At 73.6% G+C, this 26,799-nt stretch carries 19 protein-coding genes and 3 tRNA genes; 14 read left to right on the top strand and 8 right to left on the bottom strand.

The features are described 5' to 3' along the window. Window positions 1-46 precede the first annotated feature (46 nt). From mmsA to ACWC91_RS05275, 8 genes are all read left to right on the top strand, one after another. Window positions 47-1,606 carry a multiple monosaccharide ABC transporter ATP-binding protein gene (gene mmsA, locus ACWC91_RS05310; RefSeq protein WP_450643965.1) on the top strand — a complete coding sequence of 520 codons (1,560 nt, stop codon included), beginning with the start codon at window positions 47-49 and terminating at the stop codon, window positions 1,604-1,606. Next, complete coding sequence (mmsB, locus tag ACWC91_RS05305; protein ID WP_450643966.1) at window positions 1,603-2,847, top strand: multiple monosaccharide ABC transporter permease; 1,245 nt, start codon at window positions 1,603-1,605, stop codon at window positions 2,845-2,847. Before mmsA ends, mmsB begins: the two co-directional genes overlap by 4 nt. 180 nt (window positions 2,848-3,027) lie before the next feature. Next, window positions 3,028-4,683: a pyridoxal phosphate-dependent aminotransferase gene (locus ACWC91_RS05300; RefSeq protein ID WP_450725799.1), complete on the top strand. Its 1,656-nt coding sequence runs from the start codon at window positions 3,028-3,030 to the stop codon at window positions 4,681-4,683. A 156-nt stretch (window positions 4,684-4,839) separates the two neighbouring features. Next, window positions 4,840-7,806 (top strand): beta-galactosidase, encoded by a 2,967-nt coding sequence (locus tag ACWC91_RS05295; protein ID WP_450643968.1) that lies wholly within the window; start codon window positions 4,840-4,842, stop codon window positions 7,804-7,806. A gap of 349 nt (window positions 7,807-8,155) precedes the next feature. Further along, window positions 8,156-8,680, top strand: a complete 525-nt coding sequence (locus ACWC91_RS05290; protein ID WP_450643971.1) for a toxin — start codon at window positions 8,156-8,158, stop codon at window positions 8,678-8,680. Further along, window positions 8,677-9,843, top strand: a complete 1,167-nt coding sequence (locus ACWC91_RS05285; RefSeq protein WP_450643969.1) for an MAB_1171c family putative transporter — start codon at window positions 8,677-8,679, stop codon at window positions 9,841-9,843. Before ACWC91_RS05290 ends, ACWC91_RS05285 begins: the two co-directional genes overlap by 4 nt. 802 nt (window positions 9,844-10,645) lie before the next feature. Continuing rightward, window positions 10,646-11,821 carry an MAB_1171c family putative transporter gene (locus ACWC91_RS05280; protein ID WP_225075030.1) on the top strand — a complete coding sequence of 392 codons (1,176 nt, stop codon included), beginning with the start codon at window positions 10,646-10,648 and terminating at the stop codon, window positions 11,819-11,821. Window positions 11,822-11,847: 26 nt separating this feature from the next. Further along, window positions 11,848-13,245: an FAD-dependent monooxygenase gene (locus ACWC91_RS05275; RefSeq protein WP_450725797.1), complete on the top strand. Its 1,398-nt coding sequence runs from the start codon at window positions 11,848-11,850 to the stop codon at window positions 13,243-13,245. A gap of 32 nt (window positions 13,246-13,277) precedes the next feature. Here the strand turns inward: ACWC91_RS05275 and ACWC91_RS05270 are convergent, their stop codons facing one another. Together ACWC91_RS05270 and ACWC91_RS05265 are read right to left on the bottom strand one after the other, a co-directional pair. Further along, entirely contained in the window at window positions 13,278-14,123 is an 846-nt protein-coding gene (locus tag ACWC91_RS05270) for an SMP-30/gluconolactonase/LRE family protein (RefSeq protein WP_450643478.1), read from the bottom strand. Beyond that, entirely contained in the window at window positions 14,120-14,893 is a 774-nt protein-coding gene (locus ACWC91_RS05265; protein WP_450643479.1) for an IclR family transcriptional regulator, read from the bottom strand. The genes ACWC91_RS05270 and ACWC91_RS05265 overlap by 4 nt, the downstream gene beginning before the upstream one ends. A 218-nt stretch (window positions 14,894-15,111) precedes the next feature. On the opposite strand from ACWC91_RS05265, the gene ACWC91_RS05260 reads away from it, so the two are divergent. Further along, entirely contained in the window at window positions 15,112-15,717 is a 606-nt protein-coding gene (locus tag ACWC91_RS05260; RefSeq protein ID WP_450643480.1) for a hypothetical protein, read from the top strand. Window positions 15,718-15,746: 29 nt separating this feature from the next. Here the strand turns inward: ACWC91_RS05260 and ACWC91_RS05255 are convergent, their stop codons facing one another. Then, window positions 15,747-16,616 carry an ATP-grasp domain-containing protein gene (locus tag ACWC91_RS05255; protein ID WP_225075035.1) on the bottom strand — a complete coding sequence of 290 codons (870 nt, stop codon included), beginning with the start codon at window positions 16,614-16,616 and terminating at the stop codon, window positions 15,747-15,749. A 176-nt stretch (window positions 16,617-16,792) separates the two neighbouring features. Then, entirely contained in the window at window positions 16,793-20,521 is a 3,729-nt protein-coding gene (locus tag ACWC91_RS05250; protein WP_450725795.1) for a S8 family serine peptidase, read from the bottom strand. A 320-nt stretch (window positions 20,522-20,841) separates the two neighbouring features. Here ACWC91_RS05250 and ACWC91_RS05245 point away from each other — a divergent pair, with 320 nt between their 5' ends. Continuing rightward, a complete protein-coding gene (locus ACWC91_RS05245) occupies window positions 20,842-21,882 on the top strand; it encodes a rod shape-determining protein (protein ID WP_225075037.1) in 1,041 nt (346 codons plus the stop codon). 39 nt (window positions 21,883-21,921) lie between these two features. Here the strand turns inward: ACWC91_RS05245 and ACWC91_RS05240 are convergent, their stop codons facing one another. Beyond that, on the bottom strand, window positions 21,922-22,854 hold the full coding sequence (locus tag ACWC91_RS05240; RefSeq protein WP_450643482.1) for an anti-sigma factor RsbA family regulatory protein: 933 nt from the start codon (window positions 22,852-22,854) through the stop codon (window positions 21,922-21,924). A 310-nt stretch (window positions 22,855-23,164) separates the two neighbouring features. Between ACWC91_RS05240 and ACWC91_RS05235 the strand changes: the two genes are divergently transcribed. Beyond that, the gene (locus ACWC91_RS05235) at window positions 23,165-23,995 is read left to right on the top strand and encodes an ANTAR domain-containing response regulator (RefSeq protein ID WP_450643483.1); all 831 of its coding nucleotides are present in this window, start codon (window positions 23,165-23,167) and stop codon (window positions 23,993-23,995) included. Next, on the top strand, window positions 23,992-24,153 hold the full coding sequence (locus tag ACWC91_RS05230) for a hypothetical protein (protein ID WP_172632976.1): 162 nt from the start codon (window positions 23,992-23,994) through the stop codon (window positions 24,151-24,153). Before ACWC91_RS05235 ends, ACWC91_RS05230 begins: the two co-directional genes overlap by 4 nt. 160 nt (window positions 24,154-24,313) lie before the next feature. On the opposite strand, the gene ACWC91_RS05225 is transcribed toward ACWC91_RS05230, so the two are convergent. The 3 genes from ACWC91_RS05225 to ACWC91_RS05215 all read right to left on the bottom strand — a co-directional run bounded on the left by ACWC91_RS05225 (window position 24,314) and on the right by ACWC91_RS05215 (window position 24,730). Continuing rightward, window positions 24,314-24,390 (bottom strand) — tRNA-Ile (locus ACWC91_RS05225). Between the two features lie 189 nt (window positions 24,391-24,579). Then, window positions 24,580-24,652, bottom strand: a tRNA-Asn gene (locus tag ACWC91_RS05220). Window positions 24,653-24,657: 5 nt separating this feature from the next. After that, window positions 24,658-24,730 (bottom strand) — tRNA-Asn (locus tag ACWC91_RS05215). A gap of 146 nt (window positions 24,731-24,876) precedes the next feature. On the opposite strand from ACWC91_RS05215, the gene ACWC91_RS05210 reads away from it, so the two are divergent. After that, entirely contained in the window at window positions 24,877-25,179 is a 303-nt protein-coding gene (locus ACWC91_RS05210) for a YtxH domain-containing protein (protein WP_141361167.1), read from the top strand. Window positions 25,180-25,269: 90 nt separating this feature from the next. After that, window positions 25,270-26,724: a xylulokinase gene (locus tag ACWC91_RS05205; RefSeq protein ID WP_450643484.1), complete on the top strand. Its 1,455-nt coding sequence runs from the start codon at window positions 25,270-25,272 to the stop codon at window positions 26,722-26,724. The last annotated feature ends 75 nt before the right edge of the window (window positions 26,725-26,799 follow it).

Below are 26,799 nucleotides of genomic sequence, written 5' to 3'. Positions count from 1 at the left end.
AGCGACCGCCGCATCCACCGACCCCAACCGACTGGAAGGCACGACCATGGCGGGACCCGTCCTGGAAATGCGCTCGATCGGCAAGACCTTTCCCGGTGTCAAGGCGCTGTCGGACGTCACGCTGACGGTTCGCCGGGGCGAGGTGCACGCCATCTGCGGGGAGAACGGCGCCGGCAAGTCCACCCTGATGAAGGTGCTCTCCGGCGTCCATCCGCACGGAAGTTACGAGGGCGAGATCCTCTTCGAGCAGGAGGTCTGCCGCTTCAAGGACATCCGGGCCAGTGAGCGGCGCGGCATCGTCATCATCCACCAGGAACTGGCGCTGGTGCCGTACCTGTCCATCGCGGAGAACATCTTCCTCGGCAACGAACACGCCACCCACGGGTTCATCAACTGGAACGACACCCTCCGGCACGCCACCGAACTGCTGCGCCGCGTCGGCCTCGACGAGCACCCCGAGACCCGGGTCGCCGACATCGGCGTCGGCAAGCAGCAGCTCGTGGAGATCGCCAAGGCGCTGTCGAAGTCGGTGAAGCTGCTCATCCTGGACGAGCCGACGGCCGCCCTGAACGACGAGGACAGCGGCAAACTCCTGCGTCTGATCCTGGAGTTGAAGAAGCAGGGCATCACCTCGATCGTCATCTCCCACAAGCTGAACGAGATCCGCCGGGTCGCCGACTCGGTGACGATCCTGCGCGACGGCCGGACCATCGAGACCCTGGACGTGAAGGCGGCCGGCACCACCGAGGAGCGGATCATCGCCGGCATGGTCGGCCGCGACCTCGACCACCGCTTCCCCGAACGCACCCCGCACCAGCCCGAGGAGGGCGCGGCCCCGGCCCTGGAGATCCGGGGCTGGACGGTGTTCCACCCGATCGACCGGCAGCGCCGGGTCGTCGACGACGTGTCGGTCCGGGTGCGGCGCGGGGAGATCGTCGGCATCGCGGGCCTGATGGGCGCCGGCCGCACCGAACTGGCGATGAGCGTCTTCGGCCGCGCCTACGGCCGGTACGCGGCCGGCACGGTCCTCAAGGACGGCCGGGAGATCGACACCAGAACCGTCGCGGAGGCGGTCGGGCACGGCATCGCCTACGTCACCGAGGACCGCAAGCACTACGGCCTGAACCTCATCGACACCGTCCACCGGAACATCTCGCTGACCGCGCTGCGCAAAGTGGCCCGGCGGGGCGTGGTGGACGAGCACGAGGAGCGGCAGGTCGCCGAGGGCTTCCGCACGTCCATGAACATCAAGGCGCCGACCGTCCTCGAGCCGGTGGGCAGGCTGTCCGGCGGCAACCAGCAGAAGGTCGTCCTCAGCAAGTGGATCTTCGCCGGTCCGGACGTGCTGATCCTGGACGAGCCCACGCGCGGCATCGACGTGGGCGCCAAGTACGAGATCTACACGGTCATCGACCGCTTGGCCGCCCAGGGCAAGGCGGTCGTCTTCATCTCCTCCGAACTGCCGGAGCTGCTCGGCATGTGCGACCGCATCTACACGATGGCCGCGGGGCGGCTGACCGGTGAGGTGCCGCGGGCCGAGGCCACCCAGGAAGTGCTGATGCGCCACATGACGAAGAACACGAAGGACGAAGAGGTGACGCGATGAGCACGGACGTGACCGCGCAGACCCCGGCCCCCGCGCCACCGGAGCGCGGCGCGGCGGCCGCCGGACGCGGCCTGCTCCGGCTGGTGCTGAACGGCCTGCGCCGCAACATGCGGCAGTACGGCATGCTGATCGCGCTCGGCCTGATCGTCGTCCTGTTCGAGATCTGGACCGGAGGGGACCTGCTGCTGCCGCGCAACGTCTCCAACCTGGTGCTCCAGAACAGCTACATCCTGATCCTGGCCATCGGCATGATGATGGTGATCATCGCGGGCCACATCGACCTGTCGGTCGGCTCGCTGACCGCCTTCGTCGGTGCGGTGGCGGCGGCGCTGACGGTCAGTCACCAGGTTCCGTGGCCGGTCGCGATGGGCCTGTGCCTGCTGGTGGGGGCGGCCGCGGGCTCGCTGCAAGGGTTCATGATCGCCTATCTGGGCATACCGTCGTTCATCGTCACCCTCGCCGGGATGCTGCTCTTCCGCGGTCTGACGGAGATCCTGCTCAAGGGCCAGACCCTCGGCCCGTTCCCGGGCGGGCTCCAGAAGATGGGCAACGGCTTCCTGCCCGAGGTCGGCCCGAACACCAACTACCACAACCTGACCCTGCTCCTCGGCCTCGTCCTGATCGCCTCCGTGGTGTGGCAGGAGGTGCGCGACCGGCGCCGGCAGCAGGAGTTCTCCCTCGGCGTCCTGCCCGCGCGGCTGTTCGCGCTCAAGCTCGTCGCCCTCGTCGCCGCGGTCCTGGTCGTCACGCTGCTGCTCGCCAGCTACAAGGGCGCGCCGATCGTGCTGATCGTCCTCGGCGTGCTGGTCGTCGGCTACGGCTATGTGATGCGCAACGCCGTCTTCGGCCGCCACATCTACGCCATCGGCGGCAACCTGCCGGCCGCGAAGCTGTCCGGCGTCAAGGACAGGCGGGTCACCTTCCAGGTGTTCCTGAACATGGGCGTGCTCGCGGCCCTGGCGGGTCTGGTGGTGGCGGCCCGTCTGAACGCGGCCTCCCCGAAGGCGGGCGTGAACTACGAACTGGAGGCGATCGCCTCGTCGTTCATCGGCGGCGCGTCCATGAGCGGCGGTGTCGGCACCGTGCTCGGCGCGATCATCGGCGGCCTCGTCCTCGGCGTGCTGAACAACGGCATGAACCTCCTCAGCGTCGGCACCGACTGGCAGCAGGTCATCAAGGGCCTGGCGCTGCTGGCGGCGGTCGGGTTCGACGTGTGGAACAAGCGCAGGTCCGGCTCGTGAACCGGCCCTCGCCGCACCCGCGCGGGGTCGCGGTTACCCGGGAATCACACTTCCCACACATGAGTTGAACAACGCCGCCTCCGTCTCCGTATCCATGGGTGGCCCGTGCTCCCCCGCGCGGGCCACCCCAGGACGACGGGCCCGGTCGTCCCCGCCGGGCCCGCCACACACGGAGGTTCCATGGCCGACAACGTCACCTCGCTGTTCCGCAGCACTGCGGCGCACAGCCCGTCGATGGCGGCGCTGACGCGGGAGGGCGGCGACGGGGCCGGGCCGGTGGACTTCTGCATTCCGTGCAACCCCTACTTCCCCACGCCCGCCATGTTCCAGGACATGGCGGCACGGCTGCGCGAGATCGTCACGTACTACCCGTCCAGCGCCGACACGATCACCGCCGAGCTGTGCAGCCTGCTCCAACTGCCGCCCCAGTGCGTGGCGATGGGCAACGGCTCCACCGAGCTGATCACCTGGATCGACCACCTGCTGGTGCGTGAGTCCCTGGCCGTCCCCGTCCCCACCTTCGGCCGCTGGACCGACCAGCCCATGGAGACCGGCAAGCGGGTCGACATGTTCCCGCTCCAGGAGTCCAACGGCTTCGCCCTGGACCCGGCGCAGTACGTCGAGTTCATCCGGGCTCGGGGAACCAGGGTCGCCGTGGTCTGCAACCCCAACAACCCCGACGGCGGCTTCGTGCCCAAGCACGCGCTGGAGCAGTTCATGGACGCCCTGGCCGATCTGGACCTGGTGGTGATCGACGAGTCGTTCCTGGAGTTCGCCGACGCCGAGGCCGAGCCGAGCGTGGTGCAGGAGGCGATGCTGCGCCCGAACGTGGTCGTGCTGCGCAGTCTGGGCAAGAACTTCGGCCTGCACGGCATCCGCTTCGGGTATCTGGTCGCCAATCCGGCGCTGGCGGGCAAGGTCCGTTCGATGCTGCCCAAGTGGAACCTCAACTCCTTCGCCGAGCACGTGGTGTTCATGCTCAAGGAGCACGGCGCGGAGTACCGGCAGAGCCTTCAGCAGGTGCGTCGCGACCGGCTGGAGATGGCCGCCCACCTCTCGGCGCTGCCCGGCCTGACGGTCTACCCGTCCCAGGGCAACTTCCTCTTCGTGCGCCTACCCGTGGGCGCCGAGGGCACCGTGGTCCGGGACCGGCTGCTCACCGAGCACCGGATCCTGGTCCGTGAGTGCGGCAACAAGATCGGCTCCTCCAGCCGCTTCCTGCGGCTCGTGGTGCGCCCCGAGGTGGACGTTCGTCGTCTCGGCTCCGCCTTGGAACAGGTGCTCTACGGGAGCGGGAGGGGAACGGCCGTACCCGAGCTGGGTAATGGGACCAACTACAGCTCGGGTACGGCCGCGGTGGACCGTCTGGTGAGCGAGACCAACGGGGGCGGGCTGCGAATGCCGGCCGCCGTTCCCGGGATAGCCGCCGCACCGGGGACACCCGCCCCGGCCGCCGGCACCGCGATGCCGCTCCCCGTCACGGCGTCGGAGGCCCCAGCCCCTCAGCAGGTCACCCCCGGCACGCCCCTGCCGGCGGCCACCGCCCAGCCGCCGGCCCCCGCACCGGCCCCGATGCACCCCCTGGCACCGGCGGCACAACAGGTCCCGGCTCCCGCCCCCGCCCCCGCCCCCGCCCCCGCCCCGGCACCCGTACCGGCGCCCACTCCCGGGCCCACCCCGCCTGGTGTCCCCGCCCGCGGCGGCCTCACCGCCGCCCAGGTGCGCGGCATGACCGCCCCGCCCCCCGGCACCCCCGGCCTGACCCCGGCCCCGGCGACCGGCTGGCCCAGCCCCCAGAACTGGCCGAACGCGGCAGGCATGGGACAAGCGGGCTAGGCGACGGGGCCAGGGGCGCCTCCCCGCGGGCCTCCGGCGGCGCTCGTACGCCGTCGTGCGACCGCGTCGAGTTCCGGTGCGCGTGCGGGGCGCGGGGCGGCTTCCGTGCAGAATGGCGGCACCCGCGCCCCGTAAGATCGCCCCGGAGGCACACCCTTGGCGCTCAGCAGACGTTCATTCAGCGCCCTCGCCGGCGCCGCCGCGCTCGGACTGGCCCTGGGCGGCAGCGGCGGACCGGGGGCGCCGTCGGCCTACGCCGCCCGCTCCGTGCCCACCGGCCCGCCGCCGCCCCCGCCGAGCGCCGACGGGCGGCGCCACAGCGTCGGCTTCGACCGCTACTCACTGCTGGTCGACGGCCGCCGGCTGGTGCTGTGGTCGGGCGAGATGCACCCCTTCCGGCTGCCGAGCCCCGCCCTGTGGCGGGACGTGCTCCAGAAGATGCGCGCGTACGGCTACAACGCCGTCAGCGTCTACGTGGCCTGGAACTACCACTCCCCCGCCCCGGGGAAGTACGACTTCACCGGAGTGCGGGATCTGGACCTGTTCCTGCGCATGGCCGCCGAGACCGGCCTCTACGTCATCCTGCGCCCCGGCCCCTACATCAACGCCGAGGTCGACGGCGGCGGCTTCCCCGGCTGGCTGACCGCCACCGAGGGCACCGCGCGGACCGCCGATCCCACGTACCTGAGACACGTCGACGAGTGGCTGGGTCACGTCGACGCCATCGCCACCCGGCACCTGTTCACCCGGGGCACCGGCACGGTCCTGCTCTACCAGATCGAGAACGAGTACGACGCCCACGTGGACGAGCCGACCGGGCGCGCCTACATGGCCCACCTGTACAAGAAGGTGCGCGCCGACGGCATCGACGTCCCCCTCTTCCACAACGACAAGGGCAGGAACGGCCACTGGATCCCCGGCTCGTTCGACACCGGCGGCGAGAAGCGGGGGTGGCTGTACGGGTTCGACGGGTACCCGTCGCCGTCCCAGACCCCGCCCGACTGGGGGTACTTCGGGAGCGGCGGCAGGACCGGCGGGGCGAGCGCCAGTCCGCGCACGCCCGGCTTCATGCCGGAGTCCGGCGGCGGCTGGTTCGATCCGTGGGGCGGTGCCTGGTCGAAGGGCAAGGGGTACGCGGAGTCGCGGCGCACCCGGGACGCGGCGTACGAGCGGCGCTTCTATCTGACCCACCTCGCCAACGGCATCACCGTCCACAACGTGTACATGGCCTTCGGCGGAACCTCCTGGGGCTGGCTGCCGGCGCCGGTCGTCTACACGTCGTACGACTACGGGGCGGCCCTCGACGAGGGGCGCCGGCCCACCGACAAGCTGGTGCCGATGCACCAGATCGGGCACATGCTCCAGCGCGTCCCGGACTTCGCCAGGCTGGACCGCGCGGCCGATGTGAAGGTGCGCGGGCTGAGGACGTACCACCTGAAGAACCCGGACACCGGCACCCACGTCTACGTCCTGCGCAACGACGGCGACCAGGAGGTCTCCTCGACGCTGCGCGCGGCCGGCGCCGACCTGCCGGTGACCGTGCCGGCCCGGGACGCCCGGCTGACGGTCACCGGGCTGTCGCTGGGGCGGCGCAAGGTGCGGTACTCGACCGCGCAGCCGATGCTGTTCCTCACCGCGGGACAACAGGACGTCGCCGTGTTCTGCGGGCGGCAGGGCGAGCTGGCCCGCGTGGTGCTGGAGGCCGCCGAGGAGCCGCTGGTCACCCGGATGAGCCAGGAGGCCGCGTACGCCTACGACCGGGGCCTGCTGCGCCTGACCGTCCCGCTCGGCGCCGGCGGGCTGATCGGGGTCCGGGTGGAGGGCGACGGGAACGACCGCCCGCTGCTGCTGCTCTTCGCCGACGAGGCGACCTCGATGCGTCTGTGGCCGTACGACACCCCGTCGGGCTCGCTGCTGGTCCACGGCCCCGCGCTGCTGCGCACCGCCACCGTGCGCGGCTCCACGGTGCACCTCACCGGCGACACCGTCGGGGAGACCGGGCTGGAGATGTGGGGGCCGCACGGCATCGACGGTATGACGTGGAACGGCCGCGCGATGCCGGTGTCGGCCACCGGCTCGGGGAGCGTGCGGGCCGGCACACCGCTGCCGGGCGTGCCCGAGGTGACGCTGCCCGTGCTCGGCGGCTGGCGGACGCGCACCGAGAACCCCGAGTCCGGGCCGGGCTTCGACGACTCGGCGTGGAAACCCGCCGACCGGACGTCCTCGCACAGCACGACCCCCGTACCGAAGGGGCAGCCGGTGCTGTTCGCCGACGACTACGGCTTCCACTACGGGGACGTCTGGTACCGCGGCACGTTCACGGACTCCACGAGCGTCGAATCGGTCTCCCTCGCCTACAGCACCGGCACACAGGGACTGCTGATGGCCTGGCTGGACGGCGAGCCGCTGGGCACCCACCGGATGCCGGTGCCCGACAACAGCACCATCCGGCGGGGAAGTTGGTCGGACACGGCGGTCTTCCCGGTGCGCGGCCCGCAGCGCGGACCCGGCCGGCACGTGCTGTCGGTCCTGGTACGGCGGATGCAGCACGACCAGGACGGCGCGGCGCGCGACACCCACAAGGCGGCGCGCGGTCTGACGGCGGTCACCTTCACCGGGGCCGCGCCGAAGGTGCGGTGGCGGATCCAGGGCGAGGCCGCGCCCGACCCGGTGCGCGGGCCGCTGAACAACGGCGGGCTGTACGGGGAGCGGGAGGGCTGGCACCTGCCGGGCTTCCCGGACCGCGACTGGGAGCCGGTCACGTTCCCGCGCGCGGCGCGGCGGCAGGGGGTGACCTGGTACCGGACCACGTTCCGGCTGGCCGTGGAGCAGGGCGTCGACGCCTCGATCGGGCTCACCCTGGACGACGACCGGTACCGCTCCTACCGCGCGCAGATCTTCCTCAACGGCTGGAACATGGGCCAGTACATCAACGATGTCGGTCCGCAGCACACGTTCGTCCTGCCGAACGGGATCCTGCGCACCCGGGGCACCAACACCCTGGCCCTGGCGGTGCTGTCGGAGTTCACCACCCTGTCGGGCCCGGGGCGGGTCCGGCTGACGCTGCTGGGCGCGGCGGCCGGCGGGGTGCCGGTGACACCGCTGCCGTCACCGGGGCGGTGACGGAGCAAGCGCTCAACGACCCGAAAGACAGCGGTCGTTCCCGGTCGTACAACGGTCACCGGATCGCATGGCGCGGGCAACTCCCGCCGCGTAGGCTCGGACGGCCCTCCCGTGACGGAGGGCCGGAAGGGGTGTGGCGATGGACTCAGCCGGCGGGCCGGTCCGCCTCGCCCCGGACCCCGCCCGTACCGGCCGGGCGGTGCTCCGTGTCCTTCCGGACCCCGGCCGCCGTGCCGGCGGGGAGCGTGCCCGTTCATGAGTGGCAGGAGTGGGGGAGGAAGGACCTTCCGCCGCCGCGGGCGGCGCGGGGATGATGGGGGCAGGCCTGGGAGATGCACGGGAGAACATGGTGCGTAGGAAAAGGGAGATGCGGCGGCTCGCCGACGCGCTCATCGACCCCATCCAGGTGCCGGTACCCGCTGACCCGGAGGTGCTGTTAACCGCGCTCGTCGACTCCGTCAGCGCCTGGCGGGGCCGCCGGGTCGTCGTCCGGCGGGAGGTGTTCCCGCCGCACACCGCCAGCGGGCTGTGGCTGGAGGGCGAGACGCAGGACGTGGTCGTCGTCGACCAGCGGGCCGCCGTGTGGCACCAGATCGTGATCTTCTGCCACGAAGTGTGGCACATGAACCGGCGGGAGGCCGAAGCGGACGCCGCGCCCGCCGCGGGCCCGCCCCGGCCGGTCGCGGCGCGCACCGACTTCAGCCTGGCCGACGAGCAGGAGGCCGACCGGTTCGGCATGCTGATGGGCCGTCGGCTGCGGACCTGGCTGGAGGCGTCGGCGGATCCGGCGTTCGGCGACGGCCCCGACCACGGCCAGGATCTCGCCGGACGTATCGGGGCGGCGCTCAACTACCGGGGGAACCGGGGAACATGAGCGGTCTGATCAACTACGTCAGCTGCGGTGTGCTGTGGCTGGGTCTGGCGGTCAAGGCCCCCGATCTGGCCCGCCACCGGAGCGATCCCTATCTCCGCGCGATCTGCGCGGTGCTGGGTCTGGGCGGCTTCTGCTTCCTCCTCGGGGCTCCGCCGACGGTCGGCGCGATCAACCGGCTCAGCGGTGTGCCGAACCTCGCCGCGCCGCTCACGTACGCGTCGATCACCGCGTACAGCGCGGCCTCCCAGGTCCTCGTCGTCCACTGGCGGGGAGGCGAGCACGTGCACCGGGTGGCCCGGCGCTGGATCGTGGCCTACGCGCTGGTGCTCGTCGGCATCGCCGTCACGTTCGCGCTCGGCGAGGCGCCGGTGGAGCGCCGTACCGACCTGGACACCTACTACGCGACGACGCCGTTCGTCGCCGAGATGATCGTGCTGTACCTGGTGGGGCATCTCTGCGCCGTCAGCGTCACCACGGTGTCCGCGCTGCGCTGGGCGCGCGAGGTGGCCGGCTGGCTGCGTGCGGGGCTGGTGGTGCTGGGGGTCGGGTCGCTGTGCGCCGGCGGGTACAGCGTGACCAAGCTCGTCGCCGTGGTCGCCCGCTGGTGCGGGCGGGACTGGTCGTCGCTCGGCACGCACGTCTCGCCGGCCGCCGCCGGGCTGGGCGCCCTGCTGACGTCGGCGGGCATCCTGGTGCCGCTGGCCGGGCCCCGCCTCACCGAGTGGCGGCGGTCCCGGGTGGCGTACGCGCGGCTGGAACCGCTGGAGCGCGAGCTGGACGACCTGCTCACCCGCCGCTGTCTGCGGCTGCCGCGACCGCGCTGGGCGACGCCCACCACCCGGCTGATGTGGCGTCAGACCAGCATCCACAACGCGCTCAGCTATCTGGACGCGTCCTTCGACCGGTCCCTGTACGAGCGCACCCACGAGGCGGTGCTGGGGTCGACCGGTGACACCGAGCGCGCCGAGGCCGCCGCGTGGGCGGCGGTCATCGCCGCCGCCGTGCGCGAGCCCGGTGAGCCGCTGCCCGGCGAGGCGGACCGGCTGACCGTCCGGGTACCGGGCCCGGCCGCCCTGGTCCGCGTCGCGGACGCCCTGGTCACCCCCACCTGCGCTGCGGCCACCCGCGTCCCCGCCGGCCCGACCCCCACGACCGCACCATGACCGACTCCCGCGCGGCCCGACGACCGCCACGAGAAACCCCCGGAGCCACGCCCACGGCCCACACGACGGCCGCACCCGCCACCACCGCCCGGGTCCCGGCGGCACACCGGCCGACCACGACGCCCCCGCACGCGACCGCCACCGACTCGCCGTCCAGCAACCGTGGAACCGACCCGCGCCCGTCCCCCACGCACCCGGCCGCCGCACCCGGGAAAGCCGCCCGAAGAACCGTCCCCTGCGAGACCGCCACGCACAAAACGACAGCACCACCGCCCAGTCGGCGAGCGACGCCCCCGCACGCGACCGCCACCGACTCGCCGTCCAGCAACCGTGGACCCGACCCGCGCCCGTCCCCCACGCACCCGGCCGCCGCACCCGGGAAAGCCGCCCGAAGAACCGTCCCCTGCGAGACCGCCACGCACAAAACGACAGCACCACCGCCCAGTCGGCGAGCGACGCCCCCGCACACGACCGCCACCGACTCGCCGTCCAGCAACCGTGGAACCGACCCGCGCCCGTCGGCCGCCCGCCGGACCGGCCCGCGCGGGGCCGCCGCACACGGAGCAGTGACGCCGCCGCCCGGCGAGCGTGGGGCCACCCCGTGCCCGGCACCCGCGCCCCGGACAGCCGTCCCCCGCTGGGGCGCCACACGCAGAGCAGCGACACCGCCACCCGGCACGCGCGCGACCGACCCGCGCCCGGCCGCCGCCCCCCGGACGGCCGTCCGTGAAGCCGGGGTGGTCATGGGAGTTCGGGGTGGCAGCGGTGCGGGGCGGGTCGGGCCTGCGGGGAAGTGGTCGGCGTGAGTCTCGTCGTTTATCTGGCGGCCGGGATCTTCGGACTGTCCGCGACCGTGTTGCTGCGGCGGCCGCGTACCGCGGTGCGCAATCCGCTGACCATGTCCACGTGTGCGGCGATCGTCCTCGGCTCGCTGGTGTTCGTCTGCTCGGCGCCGCTGACGCTGGCCACCGTCAACGACCTCACGGGCATCCCCAACTTCGGTGCCCCGCTGACCTACGGGATGCTCTCCGCGTACAGCTGCTCGCTGCTCATCCTGCTGATCAACTGGCGGGGCGGCCCGCGCGAGCGGGTGCGGAGCACGGTGCTGCGGAGCATCGCCGCCTACGCTCCGCTGATCGTCGTCATCGTCGTGCTGTTCATGCTGGGCGACGCCCGCACCGAGCGGCTGACCGACCTGGACACCTACTACGCCAACACGCCGTACCTGCGCGAGATGATCCTGCTCTACCTGCTCGGGCACAGCGCCGCGACACTGGCGGCGTGCGCGCTGTGCGTCAAGTGGAGCCGCGAGGTCACCGGGCTGCTGCGGGCCGGGCTGCGGCTGATCCTGGCCGGCTCGGTGCTGGACGTGGTGGGCTTCCAGCTGACCAAGTACACGGCGGTCGTGGCACGTTGGGCGGACCACGACCTGGACGTGCTGTCCACGAAGGTCGCCCCGCCGATGGCGTCGCTCGGCGCGCTGCTGTGCTCGGCCGGCTTCGTGCTGCCCAGGCTGCTCCCGGTGGTCCTCGCCCAGGCGCGCGGCCTGCGCGACCACCGGCGGCTGGGCCCGCTGTGGTCGCGGGTGCGGTTCGTGTCCACCGCGCCCAAGCCGCCGAGCCCGTGGTGGCAACTGCCGCTCGCACGCCTCCAGTGGCGGGAGGTGTCCATCCACGACGCGCTGCTGGGCCTCGCCCCGTACTTCGACGACGAGGTCCGCGAACGGGCGCTGGCCGCCGCCCGGCGCGCGGGCCACGGCGCCCACGAGGCGCGGATCGCGGCGGAGGCGGCGATGCTCGCCGACGCCGCGCGCCGCGCCGCCGCCCGCGAGGAGCCGCTCGCGGCGCCGAGCGGATACCGCCTCCACGCCACGGAGGTGTCCGGAACCAGCGGTCTCGTGGAACTGGCGCAGGCGCTGGTCCCCACACCCGCCGAAACCGCCGTACGAGCAGGAACGGTGAGGACCTCCCATGGCTGAGGCCATGGCCGACCCCGAGGAGCCCCATGCCCCGTAGAGCTGTCGTCATCGGTGCCGGACTGGCCGGCATGCTGGCCGCCGCCGTGCTCTCCGACGTCGTGGACGACGTGGTCGTGGTGGACCGCGACGACCTGCCCGAGGGGCCCGAGCACCGCCGGGGGCTGCCGCAGGGGCGTCATGCTCATCTGCTCATGGCCGGTGGCCTGGCCGCCATGGAGGAGCTGATGCCGGGCGGGAGTATCCGGGAGCGGCTGCTGACCGCGGGCGCCCGGGAGATACCGCTGGGCCACGGCATGGTGGCCCTGACCCCCGAGGGCTGGCTGCGGCGCTGGCGGCACGACGGACCGCGGATGCTCAGCTGCACCCGCGCCCTGCTGGACTTCACGGTCCGCTCCGCCGTCGTCGCCCGTACCGGGGCGGTGATCCGCAAGGCGCAGGCGGTCGGCCTGGTGGGCGACGCGCGGCGCGTGCGCGGTGTCCGCGTCGCCACCCCTGCCGCGGAGGAGGTGCTGGCCGCGGACTTCGTGGTCGACGCGAGCGGGCGCGGATCGCGGGTGGTGACCTGGCTCCGCGAGCTCGGGATCTCCGGGGTGCGGGAGCGCGGCGTGGACGCCGGGCTGGTCAACGCCACACGTGTGTACCGCACGCCCGCCGGGGCCGAGCAGTTCCCGCTGACGATGGTGCAGGCGAACCCGTACGTGGGCCGGCCGGGCCGCAGCGGCATGGTGCTGCCGATAGAGGGCGACCGCTGGATGGTCAGCCTCGCCGGCTCGCGGGGCGGTGAGCCGCCGGCGGACCCCGAGGGGTTCCTGCGCTACGCCCTCGATCTGCCGTCCCCCATCGTCGGCCGGCTCGTCTCGGGTGCCGAACCCCTCACCGACGTGTACATCAGCCGCAGCACCAGCAACGCCCGCCGTTACCTGGAGAAGCTGCCGCGCTGGCCGGAGGGCTTCGTGGCACTCGGCGACGCGGTGGCCACCTTCAACCCGGCCTACGGGCAGGGCATGTCGGTGGCCGCGCTCGGTGCGCGGCTGCTGCGCGACGAACTGCGCCGCTCCGGCCCGGACGCGCCCGGTCTCGCCCGCCGTGTGCAGCGCGGCGCCGCCCGTCCGGTCGACGCGGCCTGGGCGGCCGCGGTCGGCCAGGACGTCTGGTACCCGAACAGCCGCGGCGCCGCGCGCGGCGCCGCCGACCGCCTGGTCACCGCCTACAGCCGCCGTCTGACGCGGGCGGCCACCGGCTCCTACCGGGCCGCGGCCGCCCTCTGGGAGGTCACCAGCCTGCGCACCGGCCCGCAGCGCCTCCTCCGCCCCGACACCCTCCTCGACGTACTGAACGGCCCTCTGCTCCCCCCGCTGGCAGGTCCCCCGCTGACCCCGGCCGAGCGCAAGATCCTGGAGGGACTGGACCGGACGGACACCTGACCGGGCCCGACCACCGGAGCGGGCCGGCGGTGTCAGCCCGCGAAGGCGGGTTGGGCCAGGCCCTGGCCCGCGTCGGGGACGACGAGGAGTGAGCCCGCCAGGGAATGGGGGGCGGCCAGGCCCGTACGGGCCGTGGTGACGTAGAGGTCGGTCAGGCCGGGGCCGGCGAAGGCACAGGCCGTCGGGCGGGAGACGGGAAGGTCGAGCACGCGGTCCAGGGTGCCGGCGGGGGTGTAACGGCGGATGGCGGCGCCGTCCCACAGGGCCACCCAGACACAGCCGTCGGCGTCGACCGTGAGGCCGTCCGGGAAGCCGGCGCCCTCCTCCACCTGGGCCAGCTGCCGCCTGCCCGTGACCCGCCGGCCGTCGAAGTCGAAGACGTCGACACGGCGGGTCGGTGAGTCGACGTAGTACATCAGGCGGCCGTCGGGGCTCCAGCCGGTGCCGTTGCTCACCGCCACGGCGGGCAGCACCACCTCGGCCGTGCCGTCGCCGGTCAGGCGGGACAGGGTGCCGCCGCCCGGGGCCTCGTCGTAGCGCATGGTGCCGGCCCACAGGGAGCCGTCGGGTGCCACGGCGGCGTCGTTGCCGCGCCGGCCGGGAACCGGGTCGCGGTGCAGCCAGCGGAAGGCGCCGTCGGGGTCCACCAGGCCCACCCCGTCCCGGAGGTTGAGGACGAGCCCGCCGCCCGCGCGGGGCTTCGCCGCGCCCACGTGCTGCCCGGTCGTACGGACCGTGGACCGGCCCGAGGAGGGGTCGTAGCCGTGCACCCGGGAGGAGAGGATGTCGACCCAGATCAGCCGCCCGGCCTCCGGGTCCCAGGTCGGGCCCTCGCCCAGTTCCGCCCGCGCGCGGACGGCGACCTCGTACCCCGTCATGCCGTGCCCCGGTGGCCGAGCCGCTCCGACAGCTCGGCGGCGCCCTTCGCGGCGAGCCGCTCCAGCTCCGCCCGCCGCTCCTCGCTCCAGCGGATCATGGGCACCGAGATGGACAGGGCCGCGACCACCTGCCCGGTGCGGTCGCGCACCGGCGCGGCCACGCAACTGACGTCCGGGTTGGATTCACGGCTCTCCACCGCCATGCCCCGCCGCCGGATCTCGCGCAGGGCCTCGCGCAGCGCGGCCGGGTCGGTGATGCTGTTCGGCGTCATCGCGACCAGTTCGGCGTCGTCCGGGACGCGCGCGTCCAGCTCCTTCTCGGGCAGGGAGGCGAGCAGCATCTTGCCGACCGAGGTGCAGTGCGCCGGGAGGCGGCGACCGGCCGCGGAGACCATGCGCACCGCGTGCGTGGAGTCCACCTTGGCGATGTAGATGACGTCGGTGTCCTCCAGGATCGCCACGTGCACGGTCTCGTCGCAGGTCTCCGCGACCGAGCGGGCGACCTGCTGGCCCTCGGCGGCGAGGTCCAGCTGCTCGGCGTAGCGGCTGCCGAGCTGGTACGGGCGTACGCCCAGCCGGTAGCGTCCGGGCTGCCCGGTCACGGGCACGATGTACTGGCGGGCGGCGAGCGTGGTGACCAGCTCGTGCACCGTGGTGCGCGGCAGTCGCAGCCTGCGCACGATGTCGGGGGCGGACAGCGTCCCGTCCCCGTCGAGGAAGAGCTCCAGGATGTCCAGAGCCCGGGTCACGGCAGGTACGAGACGTCCCACGACCGGCCCCCTCCCTTGATCCAGTGATTCCGAGTGATCCGAGTGATCCGGTTGATCCAAGCTATGTTCGAAATATCAAAAGGCGGTCGGCATGACGAACACAGGCTAGTCACCGCGGAATGCGCGGGCAATGGGCGGGCGCGCGGGCATTGGGCGGGCGTCGGGCGGGCGCGCGGGCGTCGGGTGGGAAAGGGCCGGGCGGAACGGGGTGGGCGACGATGGATCCCATGACCACGCCCTCCGGAAAGCGCCCCGACGGACCCTTCACCCCGCTGGACTTCCAGTTGGTGCTGCTGCGCCGCATGGCCGACCACAACCCGGACCTGGTGGAGGACGCCCGTCGCACGCTGGGCGCCTCCCGCGCGCAGATGCGCGAGGCCAACAAGCGCTGGCAGGCGATGGCCCGCTCACCACGGTCCCGCTCGGCGGCCTCCCGGTACCGCTCGATCCTCGGCGAGCCCGAGTCGACGACCGCCCGCCGTATCGGCGACCTGGACTGCGAGGCCCGCAGCTGGCCCGTCCCACTCTGGCCCGATCTGCGCCTTGAGGTGCTGGCCGCCCCGGACGGCCGGGTCTGGAACGAGTGGCTGGTGCGCGCCCCGGGGGCCGAGGGACCCGACCTGAGGACCGTGGCCGATCTGACCCCCTGGTCCTGCACGGTCGACGAGGCCGCCCGCGCCTTCGCCCCGGCCCGCCCCCTGGAGGGCACCGCCCCGACCCGCTGGGGCCTGTCCTTCCAGGCCCCGGACGGGCAGGGCGTCCGCCGGGAGGTCGTGGCCGAGTTCACCTGGGGCCTGCTGCAACGGACGCGGATCGGCGGGTGACCCCGCGGGGGCCGCCCCCCGGCAGCGGCTCAGCCCGCGGCGGCCAGGATCGCCTCCGTCACCGCCGCCACCGACTCCGGGTGCAGCCACAGGAACAGGTTCGGCTCCACCAGCTCCAGCTCCATGAGACGGGGTTCGCCGTCCTCCCCGTCCACCAGGTCGACCCGGGCGCAGAGCAGCTCGGGGGCGCCGGGCACGGCGGCCAACGCGCGCTCGGCGACGGAGATTTCGGCCGGGGTCGGGGTCCACGGCGCGATGCCCGGGTGGGCCGCCTTGCGCTCGTCGTAGGCGATGCCGGGGGCGAGGACGGCACCCTTGCGGCCGGCGTGCAGCAGGCGTCCGCCGAAGAACTGGAGCGCCCGCTCCCCGCCCGCGTCGATGCGCCGCATGTAGGGCTGCACCAGGGCCGTGAGCCCTTCGGCGTGCATCCGCGCGAGCTGCCGTACGGCGGTGTCACGCTCGTCGGGGGTGTACCGGGCGGCGAAACGCGCTCCGGCCCCGGACGCCGGTTTGATCACGTACTCGTGGTCGCCGGGCAGGTCGGCCGGGTCTCCGGGAGCCAGGTACCGGGTCGGCACGACGGGCACACCGGCCGCCCCGAGCTGCCCGAGGTACCGCTTGTCGACGTTCCACCGCACGACCTCGACGGGGTTGGCCAGCCGCGTCGCCTTCGCGCACCGCTCGGCCCACTCCGTGAACTCCCCCACCCGCCAGCTGTAGTCCCACGTCGACCGGATCACGGCGAGATCGAACCCGCCCCAGTCGGCCCCGGGGTCGTCCCATGCCACGGCGCGCGCCTCGGCCCCGGCCGCCTCCAGCGCCTCCACCAGCACCGGAAGGTCCGGGTCGTCGCTGATACCGGGCGCGGGCCGGCAGGTGACGAGCGCGATGCGGGGCACGGCGGGGCTCCATCCTCGTAGTCCCTCGTGGATCCGCGTGGATCCGCGCGGATCCTGGTACGAGGCCTCGAACAGTGACGGGCCCGCAGGCTAACAACCTCCCGTGCGGGCGCGTACGGTCGCCCCCGGTGCAGGAACGGAGCGACCGGTCCCGGCCACCCCGTCCCCGGACCCGATCAGGACGGGGGACGGTCCTCCTGGCCGACCCCCACCGCCCGGACGACCTCCTGCCGTACCGAACCGCCCCGGTCGTCGCCCGCGGCGGCCCGCAGCGAGACGGACGAGGCGCCGCGCGGCACCGACAGGGTGCCGCGCCAGGAGGCGTGGCCGCCGGTGAGCGGGACCGGCCGCCAGGTCGCGCCCTCGTCGTAGGACACTTCGAGGCTGCCGTCGCCGATGGTGCCGCTGCCGGTCGCGCCCGCCACGTATTGCGCGCGGACGCCGACCGGCACCCGGCCGCCGCCCCGCAGGTCGCCCGCGAGGTCGGTGCCGATGTCGAACGCGAGGTTGATCAGGGGCAGGGTGGTCCAGCGGTCCTCGGGGGTGGCAGACGAGCGGAACGTCCACTCGGCGTGCCCCCGCGTGGCGAGCCGCCACCTGCCGGCGTCCAGCGCGGTGTCCGTGACGAGCCGGTACGTGTGCTCGGCCGGGGGCGCGTCCGTCACGAACACGGCCGCGCCCGTGCGCCGGTCGGCCAACTGCCCGTCCAGATGGACCGCCGTCGTCTGGGACATGCCGCTGTCCGCGCTCCACACGTCCCCGGAGCCGGCGTGGTCGGGCCCGGAGTCGCCCCAGCCGGGCACGTTGAACTGGAGCCGGTCGCCCGCCCGTTGCTGCCCCCAGCCGAGTCCGGTGCCGAGCCACGGGTGCCAGACCGGCTTGAACCAGTCGAGCACGGGGTGCGTTCCGCCCTCGTAGCGGACCCGGCCACCGCGCTGCTCCAGCGTGCCGTCGCCGACCGTCACCGACTCCTGCCAGCGCTCGCCGGGCCCGGTGGACACGTAGTCGGTGCGCTCGGCCGGGAGGTCGATCCGCTCCTGGAAGCCGATGCCGACGGGGAAGGTGTCGGTGACCGCGTACCGGAACTCGCTGCCGCCCGTCGGCCGCGCCGCGTGGAACCTGGTCCGGATCGCGGCCAGTTGGCGAGGGCCGGGCGCGTACGTCAGCTCCCTGTCGGGGATCGCCCCGCGATGCCCCTGCGAAAGGTCGTACACGTACGGGGTGTTCCGCGTCCCCGCCATGTCGACGCGACCCGCGGCCCGCAGCCGTGCCGCGTCGGCGGCGTCGACCGTGGCGATCTGGAGGGGGCGGTCGGCGTTGTCGTCGGTGCCCCACCAGGCGCTCAGCCGGCCGGGCAGGTCGTCCGTCACGAACAGGGCCTTCACGCCGGCCTCCTGGGCCGCCCGGGCCAGTGCGGCCGGTTCGGCGGAGTCGGTGAGCCGGGCCAGGACCGCCTTGCCGCGTACGTCCCGGCCGGTGAAGCCCCCGTCGCCGACGTCGACGAGCGGCAGCCTGCTGCGGCCCTCGATCAGCGTGCCGCCGGGCTGGACGAGCGCCTCGGCGACGCCCTTGACCTCCAGCTGCGGCTTGCCGAGCCGCCACACGGTCCGGTACTCGAAGGTGCCCCGCGTGACCGGCTCGGTCGGCGCGGCGAAGACGCTGTCGTACGCCACGGGCACCTGGACGGCGCCGAACAGGTCGGAGCCGTCCGCCGTCCGGTCGTACTCCATGAGCAGTTGCCGGGTCTCCGTGCGCCGTCCGGTCTCGGCCTTGACCTCCCGCAGCCGGCGCCCGTCCAGGGTGACCTCGCGGTCCCGGTCCAGCGTGATCTCGGGCGCCGCGAGGAAACCCAGGCCCAGGGAGTCGGCACCGTGACCGCCGCGTACGTCGAGGAAGGAGGTCAGGCTGTACGTGCCCGGCTCGAGGCGCAGGCGGAGGGTGCCCGAGTCGCCGACGTGCGCGGGGTACGGATCGGCGCCGGCGGCGAGCCGCTGCACGGTGAGGTCGGCGGGCACGGGAGCGCCGTCGCGGTCCTTGACCCGCACGGTGAGCGTGTACCGCTCGTCCTCCTTGACCAGCCCGAACACGGTGTGCGCGACCGGGGTGCCGGACGCGGAGGCCACGATCCGCCCGCTGGTCCCGCCCACCGGCGCCTCGGCCGCGTCTCCGGTCACGGTGGTGGTGGCGGTGCCGTGGGCGGGCACGGTGAGCGCGGAGTCGGCGAGGCTGGCCACGCCGTCCGGGGCGCCCTGGACGGCGAGACTCAACTCGACATCGGTGTCGGAGGAGTTGGCGTAGGTGAGCGTCCTGGTCACCGGTTTGTCCGTGTCGGGGGGCCAGCGGTGGAACCCGAGGTCGGCGCTTCCGGTGGCGGTGATCCGCGCGTGCACGGCGTCCGGGACGCTCACCCGGCCCGCCCCCAGCAGGTAGGCGGACGCGTCGAGTTGCCTCGACGTCGACATCAGCGCGTCCTTGATCCGTTCGCCGCTCCAGTCGGGGTGCTGCTGGGCGAGCAGAGCGGCGGCACCGGCGACATGGGGCGTCGCCATGGAGGTCCCGCTCATGGAGGTGTAGGCGCCGTTGCCGGGCGCGAGCCGGGAGCGGGCGGCGAGGATGTCGACGCCGGGTGCCGCGAGGTCGGGTTTGAGGGCGTTGTCGCCGGTGCGGGGCCCGGCGCTGGTGAAATAGGCGGCCCGGTCGGAGGGGTCGACCGCGCCGACGGTGAGGGCGGCGTCGGCGGAGCCGGGCGAGTCGATGGAGGAGGGGGCGCCGGTGTTGCCCGCGGCGACCACGAAGAGGGCGCCGGTCTCCCGGGAGAGGGTGTCGACGGCCCACGCCATGGGATCGGTGCCGTCGCTGGGCTCGCTGGAGCCGAGACTCATGGAGACGATCCGCGCGCGCACGTCCCGGGCGGCCCACTCCATCCCGGCGATGATCCGCGACTCGCTGCCCGACCCCTGGTCGCCGAGCACCTTGCCGACGGCGAGGGTGGCGTCCGGGGCCACCCCCTTCTCGTCACCGCCGGAGGCCGCCCCACTGCCGCCGACGGTGGACGTCACATGGGTACCGTGGCCGTTGCGGTCGGCGTCGTCCTCGCCGTCGACGAAGTTCCTGGTGACGGCGACCCGTCCGGCGAGGTCGGGGTGGGAGGTGTCGACGCCGGTGTCGAGGACGGCGACGGTGACGCCCTTGCCGGTCAGGCCGGACGCCCAGGCCTCGCGAGTGCCGATCTGCGCGTTGCTCTCGGCCATGTCGGCGGTGACCCGCCCGTCGAGCCACACCTTGTCGATACCGCCGGACGGGGTGCCGTGCCCGGTGAACTCACGCCAGAACACCCGTCCCTTGGCGGCCTCCACGGCGGTCCCGCGCACACTGGTGAGACTCCGGGTCCGCTCCGTCCCGCGCGGGGTCGCCGCCCGGACGCCCTCGCCGTAGGTCACGATCAGCGGCAGCTCGCCGGTGCGGGCGTCCGCGAGCCCCTGCCGTAACAGCGTGTCCACGTCGAACAGCCGCCGGTCCAGCCGGCCCGCCCGCAGATACGGCAGGGCCTCGTCCGGTACGACGCTCAGGGCGCCGCCCGCCATCTGCGTGCGCACGGCACCCGTGGCGCCCTGGGGCCGGCGCACCGTGACGGTCCTCTTCCCGCCACCGAGGTCGGTGACGGTGACCGTGTCTCCGGTGACGAGGGTGACGGTGCGGGCGCCGCCCGGGGTGACCGCCGGGGAACCGGGCGGCCCCGCGGGCTGCCGCGCCGCCGCCGGTCCGGCGGCGCCGCCCGGGGTGACCGCCGGGGAACCGGGCGGCCCCGCGGGCTGCCGCGCCGCCGCCGGTCCGGCCGGCAGCAGGGCGATCACGAGCCCGGCCGACACCAGGGCCGCTCTCCGTCCGGGGGGTCCTGCGCGCATCCTGCCTCTCCTCTCCGCGCCACACGTCCTCGGTGCTGCGAAGAGTGGCAGAACCCTTGTGTGGCAGGGGAGTTGGAAGACGACAGTGAGTCGGCGCCTGGCGGGTTCCCGCCAGTGGGACAGGCCCCGGACGGCCGGCGGCGGAAGCCGTCCATGTGTCCCTGACTCTCACTCCTTACGCACGGAGTGCCGGAATCCACCCGTCCAGCGGCGCCCCGCCCGGCCCCCTTGAACAGGCGCCCGTTCCGGTGCGCCCGCACGATGCCAGGGAGGCCTCCGCCCGGTGGCCGCCACGGTCCGCGCTCTCAGGAGGCTCCGCCATGTCCGCCAGTCTGGAGCAGTTGCGCCGCTGCCACTTCGCCGTCGACCTGGGAGCGGCCCGGACCCGTGTCTACGTCAAGGGCCCGGGGCTCGTCGTCGACCAGCCCTCCGTCGCGGCCGTGAACACCCGTAACGGAGCCCTGATCGCGGTCGGCGAGTTCGCGGAGAGGATGACGGGCCGCACCCCCGCCTACATCCGGGTCGTCCGCCCGGTCTCCGGCGGCACGGTCGTCGACATCGAGATGGCGCAGCGCATGCTGCGGCATCTGCTCGGCGACGGGATGCGCCGCGCCCTGCGCCGCAAGGCGCCCCGGCTGCGGGCCGCCGCCTGCACCCCGCACGACGCCGATCCGCTCGCCCAACGGGCCACGATCGAGACGCTCGTCGGGCTCGGCGCGCGCCGCGTGGAACTCGTCGACACGCTGATCGCCGCCGCCGTCGGCTGCGGACTGCCCGTGGAGCGGGCCGAGGCGACCATGATCATGGTGTGCGGGGCCGCGGCCACCCAGGTGGCCGTCCTCTCGCTCGGCTCGATCGTCACCGCCGAGCGCATTCCCGTCGGCGGGGAGGCCGTCGACCACGCCATCGTGCAACACCTGCGCCTCGCACACGCGTTGACGCTGCCCAGCCAGTCCCTGCGGCCGCTCCAGATCGCCCTGTCCGGGAACGGGCTCACCCCGTCCGGCCCGGCGTCCACCGAGATCCACGGGCGGGACGTGGCCACCGGACTGGCCCGGTCCGTGCGGATCGACACCGCCGCCGTACGGGAGGCCATCCAGACGCCGCTGACCGCCGTGCTCGACGGCATCTACAAGGTGCTGCGGGTGTGCCCGCCCGATCTGGTGGCCGACCTCGCCGACCGCGGGATCATGATGGTCGGCGGTTCCGCGCTGCTGCCGGGCCTGGACCAGATGCTGCGCGAGGCGACCGGCATGCCGGTGCACATCGCCGAACGCCCCGACGTGTGCGCGATCCAGGGGCTGGGCGCGATGCTGGAGGGCGAGATCGAGCCGCTGGTGCTCAACCCGCTGAGCGCGTAGGCGCGTTGACCGGTCGGGTCACCGGGACCCCGGTGGCGGTCAGTCGGCGAACCAGCAGCGGACGGTGGTGCCCTCCGCGCCCGTGTGCACGCGGACCAGGTCGGCGACGAGGTTGACCAGCAGCAGACCGCGTCCGCCGCGCTGCTCGCGGGGGACGGGCCGGCGACCGGCCAGCGGATCGTTCAGGCGGCCCTTGTCCCGCACCTCGCACAGCACGCGGCCGTCCTGCGCCCACACCCGCAGGTCGCCCGAACCCCCGCCGTGCACCACGCTGTTGGTGGTCAGCTCGGCCACGGCCAGGGCCAGGTCCTCCAGCCGGGTGGCCGCGGGCCCGAGCCGCGCGCCCTCGGCGACGGCGACGTGCCGGGCCTGCGACAGCGTCTGCTCCGTGAAGGAGAAGGACAGCGCGTCCGGCGCCGGCGGCAGCGGCTCGTTGTACCGGTCGACGACCTGCTCGGGGGCGTAGGCGGCGCTCTCCCGGTGCCCGGTGCCACCGGAGGGGATGACCACGGGGTGGGTGGCGTACGCGTCGGCGAGGGCCCGCCCGTCGAGGCGGGTGGCGTCGTAGGGGCACAGGATGGTGACCTCGCGGCCCTGGAAGGCCGGGTTGATCAGTGCCTCGTGCTGGGCGCAGGCCGGGTATTCGACGGGCGTACGGCCGGCCCAGACCGGCTCGCCGATGATCCGCACCCGGCGGCCGGGCGGCTGGGCGTCGGCGAAGGCCCTCAGCACCGCGGGGATGATCCGGCCGGGGTTGCGCCCGACCTCGCGCATGTCGAGCAGCCGTACGGACCGGGCGTCGGCGCCCAGACCGGTCTCGATCAGACGGAGGTTGTCGCCGGGGACGGCCACCGCGACCGGCTCGCCCGACTCCAGTCCTTCGCGCACGAAGGGCACGGTGCCCGCGAGGTACTCCCGCTCGTCCCGGTAGAACAGGGCGGGGTGGACGAAGGGTTCCGCGGTCGCGGTCATGACGTCGGCACCTCCATCCCCGGCAGCTCGGGCCAGAACATCTCCGTTGCCCCGGACGCGACGCCCCCTGTCCTGCGCCGTCCGGCACCTACGCCTTACGCGTACCCCACTGCGTCCACGACAAGGCCCGTTCCCGGGCGTGTGTAGTCGTACGGGGAGCGGGCAGGCGCAAGGGCAGCACCGCCGGGGTTCCGTGGCTCCGCAGCGCCGCGGCGTGCCTGGGGCGCGGGCCGGCCGGGGCGACGGGGCGACGGGGAAGGCGACGTCGCGAAGACGCGCGAGGGCTGCGGAGGACGGACGGGGCGGGGACATGGCCGCAGCGGCATCACGATCTCACTCACGACGGCGGAACACCCCGGCCGGCACGCTCAGCGTCGACGTCCGCACGGACCCGGCGGCCGACCGGACGTCGCTCACCGCGCGCGGTGAGCTGGTGCACGGCTGCGCGGAGGCCCTGGCCCAGGCGCTGGCCGAGCTGCCGCCCGACGTCGGCCGGGTCGATCTGGACGTGTCCGGGGTGACGTTCATGGACACCGCCGGACTGGAACTCCTGGACAGTCTCGACGACCACGACCGCCGTCCCCCCGTCCGGGTGACCGCGACCGGCTGGACGGGCCAGCCGCGCCGCGTCCTGGAGCTGACCGGACTGGACACCACGGACCCGCCGCACCCGTCGGCCGACACCGCGGAACCGGGACGGCCCGGGCTGCCGGTCGTCTCCGCGGTGGCCCTGGAGCGGACGGAACGGCTGCTCCAGCTCCAGACGGAGGTCGAACAGCTCCGCCGGGCCATCTCCTCCCGCCCGGTGATCGACCAGGCCCGCGGCGTCCTGATGGCCACCCACGCGTGCACCGCGGAACAGGCCTGGAACGTCCTCCGGGAGGCCTCCCAGCGCTCCAACACCAAGCTGCACACGGTGGCCGCCTCGATCACCGCGGGCGCGCGCGACGACGGCCCTGCACCGCCGGGGAGGATCCGTTCCGCGCTGCGCACCGCGCTCGCGCGCCACACGGGCCCCGGCCCTGACACACCGCGGCCCGCAGACGGCACGGAGCAGTACGGACACGGTGACGGCGCGGCTACCGGGGTACCCGATGTGCGGACGAGTGACCAGTCCCGTCCGCAGGAGTCACCACCATGAGAGAGCACACCCCATCCCAGGCCGAGGGCGAACGCGACGACGAGGACACGCAGCGCGCCGCAGGACCGCCGGACACGCCGTACCCGACCCCTTCCCAGGCCGAGGGCGACCGCGACGATCTGCCGGAGACCGCCGACCCCGCCGACGACCGTTCCTGAGCGGCCCGTCAGTAGCCCGTCCGCGCCCGCCGTTGCTCCGGCCGAGTGCAAAACGGGCCAACACGCGCCGATGGCCCCCGGATCCACTTCCGGGGGCCACAGACTTGCTGGGAGTGACCCGCGAAACCGCTGGTCACATCGATTCTGCGCGGGTAGCGCCTGGTGGGGCGGGTGGGACTCGAACCCACGGCCGACGGATTATGAGTCCGCTGCTCTAACCGGCTGAGCTACCGCCCCGTTGCGGCGCGTCGCGTACAAGTGTGCGCGCCGTCTGCCGCAGCATAGCCGCTCATACGATCTCCTGCTTCGGATGGTCGTCTTCCGCGGCTGTTCACGACCTCGAGGACCTCACCGCGGCCGCGGCGGTTCCCCGGGGACATGAAACCGGACATGAAAAAGGACCCCGGAGGGTCCTCGTTCAGCATGCTCCCCCGACTGGACTCGAACCAGTAACCTGCCGGTTAACAGCCGGCTGCTCTGCCAATTGAGCTACGGAGGACCGAGCTCCCCCGACTGGACTCGAACCAGTAACCTGCCGGTTAACAGCCGGCTGCTCTGCCAATTGAGCTACGGAGGAATGCCTCGTTGCATCGAACGCACCTACCTGGGTATCCGCCAGGGGGCGCGCGCTCGCTGCGACACATACATTAGCGCAAGCAGGGGGGTGCTCCGCCAATCGGTTCTCCCCGGCTGTGACCTCGAGGCAAGGGAAGGGTGGCCGCCATGCGTTACCGGCTCACGTTCATCGCAGGGATCGCCGTGGGTTACGTGCTGGGCACGAGGGCCGGACGTGAGCGCTACGAGCAACTGAAGAAGTCCGCCCTTCAGATCGCCCAGAACCCCGCCGTGCGCAACACCGCCGAGACCGCGGCGCAGCAGGGCCGGCAGTTCGCGGGCAAGGCCTACCACACGGTCAGCGAGAAGGTCGGCGACCGCGTTCCCGAATCGGTCGCCCAGCGGGTGCGCTCCCTGCGCGCCCACGCCAACGGCAGCGGCGAGGACGACTGGGGCACCAGCAACACGTGAGCGGCCCGCGCCGGCGGACCGCGCGCACCCACCGCGACGCCGGGGCGACCGCGGCCCGAGCAAGCACGGCGGTACGGCAGAATTTTCGCCATGGGGATAGTCGCCGGGTTGGACAGTTCGCCCGATTTCACTCGTATCGTCGTTTGTGACGCGGACACGGGGTCCGTACTCAGGCAGGGATTCGCGCCACATCCGGTGGAGACCCCGGAGGGCGGGGGGCGCTCCGCCGACGTCGATCCGCAGGCCTGGCTGCTGTCCCTCGGGGAGGCCGCGGGCGGCGGGCTCCTGGAGGGCGTGCAGGCGATCGGCGTCTCGGCCCAGCAGAACGCGCTGATCCCGATCGACGCCCAGGGCGCCACCGTGCGGCCCGCGCTGGTCGGCGGCGACCGGCGGGCGCAGGTCGCCGCGGCCGACCTGATCGACTCGCTCGGCGGCCGGGAGGCCTGGGCGCGGGCGGTCGGCTGTGTGCCGCAGGCCCCGCTGCCGGTGACCAAGCTGCGCTGGTTCGCCAAGAACGAGCCCGAGGCCGCCGGGCGCACGGCGCTCCTGCTCCAGGCGCACGACTGGCTGGTGTGGCAGCTGCTGGGGCGGCCGATGCGCCGCACCACCGACCGCGGCGGCGCCTCCGGCACCGGCTACTGGTCCGCCGCCACCGGCGTCTACCGGCCCGACCTGGTCGAGCTGGCGCTCGGCCGGCAGGCCGCGCTGCCCGAGGTGATCGGCCCGGCCGAGGCGGCCGGCACCACCCCGGAGGGACTGCTGATCTCGGCCGGGACCGGGGAGACCATGGCCGCCGCCTTCGGGCTGGGGCTGGGCCTGGGCGACGCGGTCGTCTCCCTCGGCGCCTCCGGTTCGGTGATGGCCGTTCACCCCGAGGCGCTCGTCGACCAGACGGGGATGATCACCTCGCTCGCCGACGCCACCGGCATGCACCTGCCGGTCGTGACCACGCTGAACGCGGTGCGGGCGCTGCGCGGCACCGCCGAACTGCTGGGCGTGCCCGACCTGGAGGGCCTGTCGGACCTGGCGATGAAGTCGACGCCGGGCTCGCACGGACTCGTGCTGCTCCCCTACCTGGAGGGCGAGCGGACGCCCAGCCTGCCGCACACCGCCGGGATGCTCGCCGGGCTCCGGCGCGAGTCGATGAAGCCGGAGCATGTGGCACGGGCCGCGTTCGAGGGCATGCTGTGCGGGCTCGCGGACGCGCTCGACGTGCTGCGCGGCCGGGGCGTGGAGGTGCGCCGCGTCTTCCTGCTCGGTCCCGCCGCGGAGCTGCCCGCCGTACAGGCCGTCGCGCCCCCGGTGTTCGGCGCGCAGGTCGTCGTACCGCAGCCGGCCGACTACGCCGCGATCGGCGCCGCCCGGCAGGCCGCCTGGGCACTCGGCGCCTCCCAGGGCACCCTGGACCCGCGCACCCCGCCGGCCTGGCAGGGCGCGGTGGCCCAGATCCTGGAGCCCGGCGAGGATCTGGCGGTGGGCCAGGCGGTGCGCCAGCAGTACGTGTCGGTGCGTGAGCAGGTTCACCCCGGGGCCTTCCTGGGGTGACGACCACCCTCACGAGCCCTTCTGTCCGCGCAAGCATTTTCCGGCTTATCGAACATAAGGGTCGGCCGTGCTGCC

The organism is Streptomyces sp. NPDC001204, assembly GCF_053598035.1.
Note: the sequence above shows the minus strand (reverse complement) of the source record. Positions and strands in the feature narration are given on the sequence as shown.

Coding starts and splice junctions, on each gene's coding strand:
- ACWC91_RS05250 (WP_450725795.1), bottom strand. CDS start 20,521: ATGCGCGCAGGACCCCCCGGACGGAGAGCGGCCCTGGTGTCGGCCGGG.
- ACWC91_RS05285 (WP_450643969.1), top strand. CDS start 8,677: ATGAGCGGTCTGATCAACTACGTCAGCTGCGGTGTGCTGTGGCTGGGT.
- ACWC91_RS05275 (WP_450725797.1), top strand. CDS start 11,848: ATGCCCCGTAGAGCTGTCGTCATCGGTGCCGGACTGGCCGGCATGCTG.
- ACWC91_RS05240 (WP_450643482.1), bottom strand. CDS start 22,854: ATGACCGCGACCGCGGAACCCTTCGTCCACCCCGCCCTGTTCTACCGG.
- mmsB (WP_450643966.1), top strand. CDS start 1,603: ATGAGCACGGACGTGACCGCGCAGACCCCGGCCCCCGCGCCACCGGAG.
- ACWC91_RS05230 (WP_172632976.1), top strand. CDS start 23,992: ATGAGAGAGCACACCCCATCCCAGGCCGAGGGCGAACGCGACGACGAG.
- mmsA (WP_450643965.1), top strand. CDS start 47: ATGGCGGGACCCGTCCTGGAAATGCGCTCGATCGGCAAGACCTTTCCC.
- ACWC91_RS05270 (WP_450643478.1), bottom strand. CDS start 14,123: ATGACGGGGTACGAGGTCGCCGTCCGCGCGCGGGCGGAACTGGGCGAG.
- ACWC91_RS05260 (WP_450643480.1), top strand. CDS start 15,112: ATGGATCCCATGACCACGCCCTCCGGAAAGCGCCCCGACGGACCCTTC.
- ACWC91_RS05205 (WP_450643484.1), top strand. CDS start 25,270: ATGGGGATAGTCGCCGGGTTGGACAGTTCGCCCGATTTCACTCGTATC.
- ACWC91_RS05210 (WP_141361167.1), top strand. CDS start 24,877: ATGCGTTACCGGCTCACGTTCATCGCAGGGATCGCCGTGGGTTACGTG.
- ACWC91_RS05300 (WP_450725799.1), top strand. CDS start 3,028: ATGGCCGACAACGTCACCTCGCTGTTCCGCAGCACTGCGGCGCACAGC.
- ACWC91_RS05245 (WP_225075037.1), top strand. CDS start 20,842: ATGTCCGCCAGTCTGGAGCAGTTGCGCCGCTGCCACTTCGCCGTCGAC.
- ACWC91_RS05235 (WP_450643483.1), top strand. CDS start 23,165: ATGGCCGCAGCGGCATCACGATCTCACTCACGACGGCGGAACACCCCG.